General features: G+C 60.4%; 13 protein-coding genes and 1 tRNA gene. 6 read left to right on the forward strand and 8 right to left on the reverse strand.

Annotated features, from left to right (window positions below; all coding sequences use genetic code 11):
* The first annotated feature begins 10 nt into the window (after nucleotides 1–10).
* The 5 genes from AC2FM5_RS06660 (at nucleotide 11) to AC2FM5_RS06680 (ending at nucleotide 4,414) form a co-directional block, all read left to right on the forward strand.
* Nucleotides 11–295, forward strand: a complete 285-nt coding sequence (locus tag AC2FM5_RS06660; RefSeq protein WP_093964931.1) for a DUF3572 domain-containing protein — start codon at nucleotides 11–13, stop codon at nucleotides 293–295.
* A 26-nt stretch (nucleotides 296–321) separates the two neighbouring features.
* Nucleotides 322–1,014: an HAD family hydrolase gene (locus tag AC2FM5_RS06665; protein ID WP_170357355.1), complete on the forward strand. Its 693-nt coding sequence runs from the start codon at nucleotides 322–324 to the stop codon at nucleotides 1,012–1,014.
* Between the two features lie 119 nt (nucleotides 1,015–1,133).
* Nucleotides 1,134–2,693, forward strand: a complete 1,560-nt coding sequence (locus AC2FM5_RS06670; protein WP_170357356.1) for a trimethylamine methyltransferase family protein — start codon at nucleotides 1,134–1,136, stop codon at nucleotides 2,691–2,693.
* A 144-nt stretch (nucleotides 2,694–2,837) separates the two neighbouring features.
* Entirely contained in the window at nucleotides 2,838–3,422 is a 585-nt protein-coding gene (locus tag AC2FM5_RS06675; RefSeq protein ID WP_170365909.1) for a heme NO-binding domain-containing protein, read from the forward strand.
* A complete protein-coding gene (locus AC2FM5_RS06680) occupies nucleotides 3,422–4,414 on the forward strand; it encodes a diguanylate cyclase domain-containing protein (protein ID WP_496734584.1) in 993 nt (330 codons plus the stop codon). Before AC2FM5_RS06675 ends, AC2FM5_RS06680 begins: the two co-directional genes overlap by 1 nt.
* A gap of 29 nt (nucleotides 4,415–4,443) precedes the next feature.
* Here AC2FM5_RS06680 and AC2FM5_RS06685 read toward each other — a convergent pair whose 3' ends face one another.
* The 8 genes from AC2FM5_RS06685 to AC2FM5_RS06720 form a co-directional block, all read right to left on the reverse strand.
* The gene (locus AC2FM5_RS06685) at nucleotides 4,444–5,139 is read right to left on the reverse strand and encodes a CbiX/SirB N-terminal domain-containing protein (protein WP_496734588.1); all 696 of its coding nucleotides are present in this window, start codon (nucleotides 5,137–5,139) and stop codon (nucleotides 4,444–4,446) included.
* 63 nt (nucleotides 5,140–5,202) lie between these two features.
* Nucleotides 5,203–6,135 carry an AEC family transporter gene (locus AC2FM5_RS06690; protein WP_170404291.1) on the reverse strand — a complete coding sequence of 311 codons (933 nt, stop codon included), beginning with the start codon at nucleotides 6,133–6,135 and terminating at the stop codon, nucleotides 5,203–5,205.
* Between the two features lie 61 nt (nucleotides 6,136–6,196).
* Nucleotides 6,197–6,994: an MBL fold metallo-hydrolase gene (locus AC2FM5_RS06695; protein ID WP_170341052.1), complete on the reverse strand. Its 798-nt coding sequence runs from the start codon at nucleotides 6,992–6,994 to the stop codon at nucleotides 6,197–6,199.
* Nucleotides 6,991–7,806, reverse strand: coding sequence for a TatD family hydrolase (locus tag AC2FM5_RS06700; RefSeq protein ID WP_496734592.1), 816 nt, complete (start codon nucleotides 7,804–7,806; stop codon nucleotides 6,991–6,993). The genes AC2FM5_RS06695 and AC2FM5_RS06700 overlap by 4 nt, the downstream gene beginning before the upstream one ends.
* Nucleotides 7,803–8,924 carry a DNA polymerase III subunit delta' gene (locus AC2FM5_RS06705; RefSeq protein ID WP_170404286.1) on the reverse strand — a complete coding sequence of 374 codons (1,122 nt, stop codon included), beginning with the start codon at nucleotides 8,922–8,924 and terminating at the stop codon, nucleotides 7,803–7,805. The genes AC2FM5_RS06700 and AC2FM5_RS06705 overlap by 4 nt, the downstream gene beginning before the upstream one ends.
* Before the next feature lie 7 nt (nucleotides 8,925–8,931).
* Nucleotides 8,932–9,558, reverse strand: a complete 627-nt coding sequence (tmk, locus tag AC2FM5_RS06710) for a dTMP kinase (RefSeq protein ID WP_496734595.1) — start codon at nucleotides 9,556–9,558, stop codon at nucleotides 8,932–8,934.
* Nucleotides 9,555–10,721 carry a D-alanyl-D-alanine carboxypeptidase family protein gene (locus AC2FM5_RS06715; protein WP_170357363.1) on the reverse strand — a complete coding sequence of 389 codons (1,167 nt, stop codon included), beginning with the start codon at nucleotides 10,719–10,721 and terminating at the stop codon, nucleotides 9,555–9,557. Before AC2FM5_RS06715 ends, tmk begins: the two co-directional genes overlap by 4 nt.
* A gap of 13 nt (nucleotides 10,722–10,734) precedes the next feature.
* The gene (locus tag AC2FM5_RS06720) at nucleotides 10,735–11,838 is read right to left on the reverse strand and encodes an SPOR domain-containing protein (RefSeq protein ID WP_496734597.1); all 1,104 of its coding nucleotides are present in this window, start codon (nucleotides 11,836–11,838) and stop codon (nucleotides 10,735–10,737) included.
* Nucleotides 11,839–12,103: 265 nt separating this feature from the next.
* Here AC2FM5_RS06720 and AC2FM5_RS06725 point away from each other — a divergent pair.
* Nucleotides 12,104–12,193, forward strand: a tRNA-Ser gene (locus AC2FM5_RS06725).
* The last annotated feature ends 228 nt before the right edge of the window (nucleotides 12,194–12,421 follow it).

The following is a 12,421-nucleotide window of genomic DNA, read 5'->3' on the forward strand; positions in this document are numbered from 1 at the left end:
GGGCCTGATCATGCCGATCTCTGCCGAATTCGCCGAAACTCTGGCCTTGAAAGCGCTTGGGTGGCTTGTTGGGAACGATGAATTGTTGCCTGTTTTCCTTGGTTCGACCGGCGCCTCGACGGATGACCTGAGGGACCGCGCCACAGAGCCCGAGTTTCTTGCTTCGGTGCTGGAATTTCTGATGCTTGACGATTCGTGGGTGTTGGCCTTTTGTGACGCAAACGCTGTCCCCTACGATCAACCGGCCCAGGCCCGAAGCGTCCTGTCAGGCGGCGCGGATGTTCATTGGACCTGAACGGGTCCGCGCAGGAGCAAGAATGCATGTCGATTGATGCGCTGGTTTTTGACAAGGACGGAACCCTGTTTGATTTCGCCGCCACGTGGGGGGCGTTCGGCAAGGCGGTGCTGCTGCGTCTGAGCGAGGGCGACAATGCGCGTGCGTCCGTGCTTGGAAAGAGCATTGGCTTTGACTTCGCGACAGAGACCTATTCCGAGGACAGTATCGTGATCGCTGGCACCGTCGACGAGGTCGCAGACGCCTTGTTCCCAGACCTTGACGGCTGGTCCCGCGAGGATCTGGTTCAGACCTTGAATGCGGCTTCTGCCCATGCGCCTCAGGTCGAGGCCGTTGCGCTTGCACCTTTTCTGCAATCCCTGAAAGACGCCGGCAAGAAGCTGGGTGTTGCGACCAATGACGGCGAGATGCCGGCGAAACGGCACCTGGCCTCGGTCGGAATCGAGACCTATTTCGATTTCATTGCGGGGTATGACAGTGGCCACGGGTTCAAGCCTGGGCCCGGCCAGTTGTTGGCTTTTGCCCAACATGTTGGCGTCCCACCGGACCGGATCGCCATGGTCGGCGACAGTCTGCACGATCTGGAGGCCGGTCGCGCCGCCGGCATGACCACGATCGGTGTTCTGACTGGATTGGCAAAGGTTGAGGATCTTGCACCGATGGCTGATGTCGTTCTTCCCGATATCAGCCACATCCCCGGCTGGCTGAACCTTCGTTAAAGCGCCTTGCCTGAAAATCGGCGGTTCATGAGTTGAAACCGACCTTGGCTGTCGCAGACAGAGCGGCCAGAGACCGGACTTCGGGTCTTGTTTGAGAGTAACAATCGCCGGAGGAACAGATGGCCGACACGAATACTCGCAAGCGCAGGGGTGGTGGACGCGCAGGCGCTGCAGCGCGCCGCGGTGCGGCAGTCATCGACCAGATGCCATGGAACCCGCCGATCAACATCGACCGGCCAACCGAACCGTTGGGCCCCGAGGGCGTCGAAGCCATCCATGACGGCGCCATGCGTATTCTCGAGGAAATCGGCATCGAGTTCTACAATCAGGAAGCCTTGGAGATCCTGCGTGAAGCTGGATGCATCGTCAACGGCGACAACGTGCGCATGGGTCGTGACTTCGTTATGGAAATGGTCGCCAAGGCGCCGTCGACCTTTACCATCACGCCGCGCAACCCGAACCACACGATCGAGATCGGCGGCAAGACGATGTTGTTCGGAAATGTCTCGTCACCGCCGAACTACTGGGACATGGAGATCGGCAAGAAGGTTCCCGGCAACCGCGAAATGTGCCAGAACCTGTTGAAGTTGACGCAGTATTTCAACTGCATCCACTTTGCCGGAGGCTACCCGGTCGAGCCGGTTGACCTGCACGCCAGCGTCCGGCACCTGGATGTCCTTTATGACAAGCTGACGCTGACGGACAAGGCGATGCATGCCTATTCGTTGGGCAAAGAGCGCGTCGAAGATGTCATGGAAATGGTGCGCATCGCAGGCGGTCTCAGCCACGAGGAATTCGAGGCGTCACCGCGCATGTACACCAATATCAACTCGACCTCGCCACTGAAACACGACCACCCGATGATCGACGGGTGCCTGCGGCTGGCCCGGCGGGGGCAGGCCATTGTCGTCACGCCTTTCACTTTGGCTGGGGCCATGGCCCCGGTGACGATGGCCGGGGCCGTTGCGCAGTCGTTGGCCGAGGCGCTGTGTGCGATTGCCTTGTTCCAGTACGTCCGGCCCGGCATCCCATGTGTCATCGGGACATTCACCTCGAATGTCGACATGAAGTCTGGTGCGCCTGCGTTTGGCACACCTGAATACATCCGGTCGACCCAGATGACCGGCCAGATGGCGCGGTTCTATGGGCTGCCCTTGCGCTCGTCCGGTGTCTGCGCGGCCAATGTGCCGGACGGCCAAGCTGTCTGGGAGACGTCGAATTCACTCTGGGCGGCGGTGCAGTCGGGGACCAACATGGTCTATCACGCGGCCGGATGGCTGGAGGGCGGCCTGATCGCGAGCCCGGAGAAGTTCATCATGGACTGCGAGATATTGCAGCAAATCCAAAGGTATATGCAGCCTGAGATCTGCGCCACAGGCCCGGACGAAATCGCACTGGAAGCCATCCGAGCGGTCGGGAACGATGGGCACTTCTTTGGCATCCAACACACCCAGGATCGCTATACCACCGCGTTCTATCAACCCTTCCTGAGCGATTGGAAAAACTACGAGGGTTGGGAAGTCGCAGGCGGGATCTGGACAGCCGAACGGGCGCATCTGATGTTCAAGGAGATCATCAACAGCTTTGAGGCTCCGCCCATGGATGAGGCGATCCGAGAGGAATTGGCTGACTTCGTCGCACGTCGCAAAGCCGAAGGGGGCGCGCCGACCGATTTCTGATAGCGCATCATCGGGCAGGCAGCTGGAACGGCAAGATGTCTCATCCTGAGATTTCCGTGAATTTTCCGCATCTTGAACTGCCGCATTTGGCCTTTGTTAAGATCTTTGAGGTGGGATCGGCATGAAACCTTTTTGAGGGCATTCATGCACGGATTGATCAACAGGGCAGTTCAATCGTTTGTATGCGCGACCTATGGGCGTGAGCGCTGGCTTCGGGCGACCGAGGCCGCTGAACTTGGGTTCGCCGAGTTCGAAGCGATGCTCGTCTACGACCGGGAAAAGTCATATCGCCTGCTGGACGTGGTCTGCGATCAATTGAACCGTTCGCGGGACGAGTTTCTGGAAGATCTCGGAACCTATCTGGTCTCACACCCCAACATGGAAGGATTGCGGCGCCTTCTGCGCTTTGGCGGCGTTACCTATGTCGAGTTTCTGCAGTCTTTGGATGATCTGGCCGACCGGGTCAAACTGGCGGTCTCTGACCTTGAATTGCCTGCCCTGGAACTGCTGGAGCGTTCGCCCACAGAATTCGAACTGCGCTGCCATCCCGGGCTGGATGGGTATGCCAATGTCATGATCGGGATCTTGCGAGCAATGGCGGACGACTATGGCGCGCTCGTGATTCTGAGGCATGCCGGGCAGAGGGGCGGGGTGGACGTCATCTCGATGGTTCTGGTCGAAAGCGCCTTTGCCGAGGGTCGTCACTTTGATCTGGGGGCGCGGAACTGATGATGGATCTGGATCAACTGGGCAGGATGTTGGAGACGTTGTGCCCGATGTTCACCTTGGTGGATCAGGATGGGCGTATCCTTCAGGTCGGGCCGACACTGCAAAAACTGCGCCCCGACCAGCCGTTGGTTGGCAGCGAATTTCTGGAAATATTTGAACTGGTAAGGCCCAGAACCGTGACGACTATGCCGGCGTTGATGGCGACGGCAGGTACCAAGCTTCATCTCAAGCTTCACGATGAACCGCGCACAGCATTGAAGGGTTTGGTGGCGCCGCTGCCTGACGATGCAGGCGCGGTTATCAACCTGTCCTTCGGGATCTCGATCCTGGACGCTGTACGGGATTATGCACTGACAAGTGCGGATTTCTCGGGAACCGACCTCGCAATTGAATTGCTCTACCTGGTCGAAGCCAAGTCTGCAGCGATGGAGGCTTCGAGGTCGTTGAACCTGCGGCTTCAGGGGGCAATGCTTGCGGCCGAGGAACAGGCCTATACGGATACTCTGACCGGCCTCAAGAACCGGCGCGCGATGGACCACATTCTCGAGCATTTGGTTTCAACGAAATCCACTTTTGCGTTGATGCATCTGGACCTGGATTTCTTCAAAGCCGTGAACGACGAATTGGGGCATGCCGCGGGCGACTATGTGCTGTCCCAGGCCGCCCGGATCATGCTGGAAGAAACCCGCAGCGACGACACGGTCGCCCGGATCGGCGGCGATGAATTTGTTCTGATATTCAAAAGCCTGTCGAGCAGGGCTCAGCTTGAACGGATCGCCAATCGCCTGATTGGCCGCCTTCAGAAACCGATGGTTTTCGAGGGCGAGACCTGCGCGATTTCGGCGAGCATCGGGACCGCACTTACGTCACAGTTTCTGTCCCCGAAACCGGCTGAGATTCTGCACTCGGCGGATTTGGCCCTTTACGAGGCCAAGCGAAACGGTCGGTCGTGCCATCGCTTCTATTCCGAAGAGGCGCGGGCACCGGAGTAGACCGGTGCGTCGGTAGGCTGGTTGCTTGACTACTCAGCGAAAGCCCCGTCCAATGTCCGCGCGATGTGCGACTGGATTTCATCCAACTCGCCGACCACAGGCAGCACCGGGCCACGAAATGCGGCCTTGCCCAGCTCGGCGGGAATATCATCTAACACGTGGCCCCCGGTGCAGGCAAAGAACGGCAGGCAGATCGCATGATCCCCGGTCATTTGGGCGGCGTCACTGATCGATGGGGGTTCTTCGACAAATCCACAGCGGATTGATTTCAGTGATATCAACCCGGCCAAACGGTCAGCGAATTCGCGGGTGACGGCTGCCGGGTTGCGGCTGCGGCCTGAGCCGTGTGCGGCAATAAGCAGATCCGTGGACGTGGTGCTCCAACCTAGCTCGTCGATCAAGGGTTGCAGGGCGCGCGCCACCAGGTTGGGTAGCTTCGGGTCAACGCCCAGCGGGTCGAGTTGCCGAACTGCGCGCCCTTCAAGGCGTTTGGGAAGCGCAGAAGTCACGAACCACCCTTTCGCCATGAACAATGGAAAAATCGCGCTGCCGTCCGGAATCTCATCAAGGACCTTTTCCAGCGCGCCTGGCGCGGCGAGGGTCGCCGATCTGACTGTGACTCTATCCGTCAGTTGATCGATCTGAGCGGCCAGTCTGGCCAGAGATGCCTCGGCCGGGTCTGGGTCGGACGGTTGGCCATGCGCTACGATGACGGCAGTCGGCATGCTGGGGCTTCCTTGTTCTGTTTCGGGATAGGTGTGGCGCCCTCCCGCAAAGTCAATTCGTCTTTATCCGAGCAACGTCAACCACATCCATACCGTAAGAATGGACACGCCTGTGCCAATCAACACCGAAGAGGCGGCAACTCGTTTGGCCCGGCCATACATGTTGGCGAAGATGTAGGCGTTGAATCCGGGCGCCATCGCCGCATTCAGAACGCCCGAGCGGAAAAGATCTTGCGGCAGGGCGGTCGCTGTACCGAACAACCAGACCAGGCTTGGATGCAGAACAAGTGAAACGCAGCAAACATAGCCGATTGTCCGCAGGTCACCTTCGGGCTTGTATTTGACCAGAACTCCGCCCAGGGCGAATAGGGCGCCGGGCAGTGCTGCACGGGTCACCAGGCTCAGGGCCTCGTCTGCCACAGCCGGAATTCCGATGCCCGTGAGATTGACGATGAAGCCCAGAGCGATGCCCAGGATCAGCGCGTTCTTGAACATTGCCGAAAGCACCGATCGGGCCATGCGCATACCGCCATTGCCTCGGTTGCGGATGACCTCCATCACGGTTATGCCGACGCAGTAGCAGAACGGCGAGTGGAACGCGATGATCGCATAGTTTCCGGTCAGGTTGTCGGGCCCATAGGCGCGTTCGGTGATCGGCAGGCCCAGCAGGACCGAGTTCGAAAACAGGCAGCAGAACCCGATCGCGACGCAGTCTTCCCATTCGCGCTTGAATATCAGGCGAGCGCCAAATACCCCCGCAAGGAAACACAGAGCTGCGGCAGTATAGAAACTGCCCAGAAGGCGCGGGTCAAAGCTGGCGCTCAGGTCCAGATGGGCGATGGCCAGAAACAGCAGGCAGGGGATTGCGAACCCCTGCGTGAACTTCATCAACCCATCGATATGAACTTCTTTGAAATAGCCCGTCAGCGTCGAGACATAACCAGCCCCAATCACAAGAAAGACCGGAAGGATGACGTCGATCAGGCTTTGCAACATGTCACGACCTCAATCCAGGCTGTTCGGTCAGAGCTTGGGGAAGCGCGTGCAATCCGATGTCCTACAATGGCTGCCGGATCACCATGCCGTCATAGGCAGGCTCGACATGGTCAGGGGTCTCGGCATCGACGGCTGCATAGTCCAGATCGATGTGCATATTGGTCAGAACCGCCCGAGCCGGCTTTAGCTGTTCGATCCAGCCAAGGGTCTTTTCCAGGTGGGCATGGGTCGGATGTGGGTTCCGGCGCAGCGCGTCGATCACGAGGCAGTCCAATCCCTGAAGCTCGGGCCAGGCATCATCGTAGATTTCCGCAACATCAGGCAGATAGGCCAGGTTGTTCATACGAAAACCAAGCGCATCGATCGATCCGTGGTTCACCTTGAACGGGCGAAACGGGATTGATCCTCCCGGACCGTCTATCTCGAACGGACCGTCAATTGTCTTCAGGTCGAGGATCGGTGGATAGGGTGAGCCTTCGGGTTGAATGAAGGCGTAGCCGAACCGCCCCAGCAATGCGTTTTGCGTGTCGCCATCCGCCCAAACGGGCACTCGCGCGCGCATGTTGAAAACGATCATACGCAGGTCGTCGATGCCGTGCACATGATCGGCATGTGAGTGTGTGTAGACAACGGCGTCGAGGCGTCCAGTTCCGGTGTCCAGCAGTTGGCTGCGCATGTCCGGGGTCGTGTCGATCAGTACCGAGGTCGTGCCGTCCGGCCCGTCCCGTTCAACCAGCATCGAGCACCGGCGGCGGATATTGCGCGGATTTTGCGGGTCACAATCTCCCCAATGCCCACCCAACCGGGGGACACCGCCAGAGGAGCCACAGCCCAGGATCGTGAACCGCAGCATGCTCATTCGGCAACCGGGTAGGCGGCCGCCTTCGCAAACAGTCGATCAAAATTCGCTTGGGTCTGCGCGGCGAAATCCGGGTAGTCCATGCCAAACAGTTCGGCGCCGACCCGGGCGGTGAAAGCGGTATAGCCGGGCTCGTTCCGCTTGCCCCGGTGCGGCGGCGGGGCCAGGTATGGTGCGTCGGTCTCTATCAGAATTCGATCGACAGGCGCTGCCGCAAAGATATCCCTCAGCTCTTGGCTTTTTGGAAAGGCCGCGATGCCGGACATGGAGAGGTAGAACCCCAAATCCAACGCTGCCCGTGCCAGTTCGGCCGAAGACGAGAAGCAATGCATCACACAGGAGTAAGGTGCGTTCCGAAACTCGTCCTGCAGGATCGCCGCCATGTCCTCGTCGGCTGCACGGGCGTGAATGATCAGCGGCAGGCCTGTACTTTGGGCGGCCTGAATGTGAACCCTCAACGAGCGTTTTTGTATTTCGGCGCTGTCGACGGTGTAGTGATAGTCCAGCCCGGTTTCGCCGATGCCGACAAATTTCGGATGTCGGGACAATGCGACGAGTTCGTCGACGCTTGCCAGCGGCTCTTCGGACGCGCTCATGGGGTGGGTGCCCGCAGCGTAGAAAACCGGGGCATATGTTTCCGCGATCGCGCGCACGGTCGGCTCATTGCGCAGACGTGTGCAGATCGTCACCATGCGTGTCACGCCCGCTTCGGCGGCACGAGCGATGATTGCGTCCAACTGGCCGTCGAAATCCGGGAAATCCAGATGGCAATGGCTGTCAGTGATTGCGGGAGGTTGGGGCGTGTCGCTCATCTGCTCGGACCGGCGGTTTCCTGAATCTTGAACACCGTATCTAGGACGACGGCGACAGGGTCAAGGTTCACCGCCTGCCCGTGCCGCGCACGGGCCGTGATGATGGATGCGGCCTCGGCCCAGCCCAAGGCTTGTGGGCGCGAGGATGACAGGCGCAACAGAACTTCGGCTTCGTTTGGCGCAGCTTCGGGCTGCGGAGGCGCGCCGGTCGCACCTGTCAGAGCAAGGCGAGAAAGGGCGATGTCAATCAGATTCAAAAGCAGGTCATAGCGCTCGGCTGCTCCGCGCTGCGCGGCCGCTTCGGCCAAAGCCAGCGCGCGCTGGCGGTCGAGGCGGGGCAGGGTGCCAAGTATCTGGATCAGCTCGGCATAGATCTCCATCCCGCCCAGATTGATCAGCCGTACCGCGTCGCCTACGGAACCGGCGGCCAATGCCGCGAGGTGATCGGATTGCGGAGGCAATTCGGCCCCGGTCTGTGCCAGCGCCGATTTCATGTCCTCCGGCGACAGCGGTGACAGGCGCAGGGTACGGCACCGCGAGCGGATCGTCGGCAACAGCCGTGACGGCTGATGCGAAACCAGCAGCAGTGTCGTGCGGGCAGGGGGCTCTTCGAGCATTTTCAACAACGCGTTTGCGGCGCTGACATTCATTTCGTCCGCCGCATCCACGATAACCACGCGGCGCCCGCCGTCCGCTGAACTGAGGCCGAAGAAGCGCCCCAATTTTCGGATGTCATCGACAACGATTTCGTTACGCAGGCGGCCCTGATCATTCAGGGATCTGGTGATCGCGGCCAGACCGGGTTCGGCCCCCGCCAGCATCCGCGCTGCAACCGGGTGGTCCGGCGCGATGTCGAGTGTCGTCGGAGCCTCGGGCGCGCCGAACAGCCCGTCATCCTGTTGCGGCGGCGTGGCCAGCAGAAACCGCGCGATGCGCCATGCCAGGGTCGCTTTGCCCACGCCACGAGGGCCGGTCAGAAGCCACGCGTGATGCAGCCGGTCAGACGCAAAGGCGGTCAGGAAGGCTTGCTCGGCCGCATCCTGTCCAAACAGCCTGCGTGTCTCGCGCGGGTGAAGCGCGCCGGGCGCCTGGTCCGGTGTGGGTGTGTCGTCGCTCATTCGTGAATTACCGCAGAACCTTCAGGACGGTTTCTCTCACATCCACGGCCACGCTGTCCACGTCGCGATTGCCATCGATCACACGGAACCGGTCCTTGAACTCGTCCGCCAGCGCAAGGAAACCCGAGCGCATGCGTTTTTGAAGGGCCGGGCCAAAATCCTCGAACCGTTCTTCGGTGCCTTGCCGGCCCTTGGCGCGGGAGAGGCCGATTTCCGGATCCATATCGATCAGCAAGGTCAGATCAGGCTCGTGGCCGATCATCAGGCCGTGGAGTTGGTCCACCAACGCGCGCAGATCTCCGCGCGACAGGCCCTGATACATTCGGGTGCTGTCGGCGAACCTATCGCAAATCACGATCTTACCCGCATTCAAGGCCGGTTCGATCGTGCGCTCCAAATGATCGCGTCGTGCGGCCGTGAACAGAAGAATTTCGGTTTCCGCCGACCACCTGTCGGGGTCGCCTTCCAGGACCAACCGGCGAATTTCCTCGGCCCCGGGCGAACCGCCCGGTTCGCGCGTCAGAACAACGTCATGTCCGGCCGCCTCGAGGCTTTCGGCCAGCCTGCGGGCCTGCGTGGATTTGCCCGAACCGTCGATCCCCTCGAATGTCAGGAACAGACCGCGCCGGCTCACATCGACTCCAGCGGGGTGTTGATCATGTCTTTCAGGACGATGCCGCCCACGGTCATAAGTCGCACCAAGAACCCGCCCATCGCCACATCCTCGGCTGCGACCAAGGGGCGCCGGATTTCGGGCAAACCTTCGGGCTGGATCACAAGTTCGGCCAGTTGTTGGCCCTTGGCGATCGGAGCGTTGATCGGGCCTTGATACACGACTTCGGCCTGCACGTTCTGATCGCCCAGTACGGGGAACAGAAGGGTGAGGTCACCGTCGGGCACAAGCCCAACCGTCTTTTGCGCGCCCATCCACACTTTGGCCTGTGCTATCGGCGTTTCGGCGTTGGCAACTGTCCTCTCGATAAAATTTCGAAACGACCAGTTAACCACGGCCTCAGCCTCCTCTGCCCGGCGAGAGATGCTGTCGAGCCCGGAAAGAACGAAGACCACCCGGCGATCGCCTTGCTTGGCCGATCCGACAAGGCCATAGCCCGCCTCTTGCGTGTGGCCGGTCTTCAGGCCATCGGCACCGATATCCAGTTTCAGCAACGGGTTGCGGTTGTTCACGTTCGACGGGGCGCGGCCGTCAAATTCGAAGGTTTCCTCGGCAAACAGCGGATAATATTCGGGAAAATCGGTGATCAGCCTGTCGGCCAGCACAGCGAGATCATGAACCGACATCATGTGACCTGCAGCAGGCCAGCCGTTCGAGTTGGTGAAGTTCGAGTGGTTCATGCCCATCTGCCTGGCGCGTTGGGTCATGTAGCGCGCGAAGCCGGCCTCGGTGCCGTCCGGGCTGAGCGCTTCGGCGATCACGACACAGGCGTCATTGCCAGACAGGACGATGATGCCCCGCAGCAGGTCCTCGACCCGGACCCGGTCCTGCGTGTTCAGGAACATGGTCGAGCCGCCATAGCTCATGGCATGTTCCGAGACCGGAAGCGTTTCATCCAGCGTCAGTCGACCTTCGCGCAGGGCTTCGAATGCCACGTAGAGCGTCATCAGCTTGGACATCGATGCCGGTGGGAGCGGTTCATCGGCATTCTTCGACAACAGCACAGTGCCTGTCGTCTGATCGATCACATAGGCCGCGCGCGCGGACGTGTCGAAGGCGTGAACCGGCAGGGCCAGCAGGGCAAGGCCCGCGGCCAGAACAGCCGATTTGAGTGAGGTCAGCATTGGACCCTCCTGTTCAGTTCTTCACGATAAAGGCATCGGTAAAGCCCAGGTCTTTCACATCTCCGAGGATCGCTTTGCGTTCGGCGCGCGTTGTGGCAGGGCCGACCAGTACACGCCAGACCGACTTGCCTGCCGACTCCAGTTCCAGAACTTCGGCCGCCAATCCGTTCGTGCGGACCTTTTCGGCGGCGGCTTTCGCGTTCGCTTCAACTCCGAACGTTCCGATCTGAACATAGGGTTTGGTCAGGTTCGACGATGCGGCTGTGGCACTGGCCGCCGCAGCCGGCGTCGGCTCGGATGCGTCTATGGCGGCGGCAGCACCTGCGATCGGGTCCAGCGGCGTCTCGGTAATTTCATTGGGATCTTTCTTCTGCCACCACTTGCGTTTTTTCTGGGCGGGTGGCGGTGCGACGACCGGATCCGTCAATGCAGCGGTCGCGGACGCATCTGCCGCTTCCTCAATCGCGGGCGCAGTTTCTTCGGCGGCGGCGCTTGCGGCCGCTCCGGCCGCGGCAGCACCGGCGACCACGGCACCGGTGTTTTCAGGTGTCTTTTTCTGCCACCATTTCCGCTTGGCCGGCTTTTCTTCGGCACTTTCGTCGGGTCCGGCCGCTGTGGCTTCTTCGGCTGCGGTTGCTTCGGCGGCGCTTGCAGTTTCTTCGGTCGGGGCTGCTTCGGGTTCCGGCGCAGGCTCCGGCTCGATCGTTTCGCGGCGGAGTGCAACCACCTGCAGACGGGCAGGAGCGCCGGCAAGCATTCCCAGTTTTTCAGCCGCTGCCGAGGACACCTGAAGGGCCGGCCCGGGCAGGTTTCGTTCCCGGCGGAACAAGGCGCCCGTCACGGTCTTGTTGTTGCTTGTGTTCTTGATGGCGACCCGCTCGGGCTGAGACGCGCTGGGGTGCGCGACCCAGATGCCACCCAACGAGGGACGCCCATCCCAGAGCCCGGCCTCGGTCACTTCAAAGACGTCCGGCGCTTCAACATCGCGCTGAGAGCCGCTGGCGACTTCGGGGAACAGTTCCGTGGTGTTGCTTTGGGTCTGCCCATCGTCACTGGCGGCCTCCGAGGAAGACTTGCCTGCGTTCAAAGCTTCGTCACATCCCGTCAGCGCAGTCATTGCAACAACCAGCACCGCCAACGGCCGCGGTCCAAAGCGTGTCTCTGTCGCTCGCTTCATATTGTGTTATCCCTTGCCTGTAGGGCCTTTGCGTGGCCGGCCCCAACCGCGGTTCGACCGGTTCTTTTGCCGGCCTCCTGCAGTCATCGCGCAAATCATAACCTGCGGGTTGTTTCAAGGAAAGACCGTGGGTCCGGCTTCGGCAAGAAATCCCTCTTTTGGACTTGCCACCAACCGATGTTCGTCCTAGACCGCTGCCTGCGCCGGGGAGGTGGCAGAGTGGTCGAATGCGGCGGTCTTGAAAACCGTTGGGCGTGAGAGCGTCCCCAGGGTTCGAATCCCTGTCTCCCCGCCACCCATTCCCGTCTCACTCCATGGATACTTTCTGTCCCGGATTTCTGCCGAAATTTCAGCGGTTTACCATACCCGTTTTCTATCAGAGACGATCTAGCAAGCACAACTAAGGCACGGTTCTGACGCCAGTCTCAGTTCCGTATTTTCGCGGGGTCGCTTTGGGCGGATTTTCCCTGATAACAGGGAGTTTACAGCGAATTTCGGCATTTTTGGCGGAATCTCCTGATTT

Source organism: Ruegeria sp. BHSA162, assembly GCF_059613385.1.

Excerpts from the sequence above, each read along its gene's own strand:
- AC2FM5_RS06660 (WP_093964931.1), top strand. The coding sequence starts at position 11 with ATGCCGATCTCTGCCGAATTCGCCGAAACTCTGGCCTTGAAAGCGCTT.
- AC2FM5_RS06665 (WP_170357355.1), top strand. The coding sequence starts at position 322 with ATGTCGATTGATGCGCTGGTTTTTGACAAGGACGGAACCCTGTTTGAT.
- AC2FM5_RS06670 (WP_170357356.1), top strand. The coding sequence starts at position 1,134 with ATGGCCGACACGAATACTCGCAAGCGCAGGGGTGGTGGACGCGCAGGC.
- AC2FM5_RS06675 (WP_170365909.1), top strand. The coding sequence starts at position 2,838 with ATGCACGGATTGATCAACAGGGCAGTTCAATCGTTTGTATGCGCGACC.
- AC2FM5_RS06680 (WP_496734584.1), top strand. The coding sequence starts at position 3,422 with ATGATGGATCTGGATCAACTGGGCAGGATGTTGGAGACGTTGTGCCCG.
- AC2FM5_RS06685 (WP_496734588.1), bottom strand. The coding sequence starts at position 5,139 with ATGCCGACTGCCGTCATCGTAGCGCATGGCCAACCGTCCGACCCAGAC.
- AC2FM5_RS06690 (WP_170404291.1), bottom strand. The coding sequence starts at position 6,135 with ATGTTGCAAAGCCTGATCGACGTCATCCTTCCGGTCTTTCTTGTGATT.
- AC2FM5_RS06695 (WP_170341052.1), bottom strand. The coding sequence starts at position 6,994 with ATGAGCATGCTGCGGTTCACGATCCTGGGCTGTGGCTCCTCTGGCGGT.
- AC2FM5_RS06700 (WP_496734592.1), bottom strand. The coding sequence starts at position 7,806 with ATGAGCGACACGCCCCAACCTCCCGCAATCACTGACAGCCATTGCCAT.
- AC2FM5_RS06705 (WP_170404286.1), bottom strand. The coding sequence starts at position 8,924 with ATGAGCGACGACACACCCACACCGGACCAGGCGCCCGGCGCGCTTCAC.
- AC2FM5_RS06715 (WP_170357363.1), bottom strand. The coding sequence starts at position 10,721 with ATGCTGACCTCACTCAAATCGGCTGTTCTGGCCGCGGGCCTTGCCCTG.
- AC2FM5_RS06720 (WP_496734597.1), bottom strand. The coding sequence starts at position 11,838 with ATGACTGCGCTGACGGGATGTGACGAAGCTTTGAACGCAGGCAAGTCT.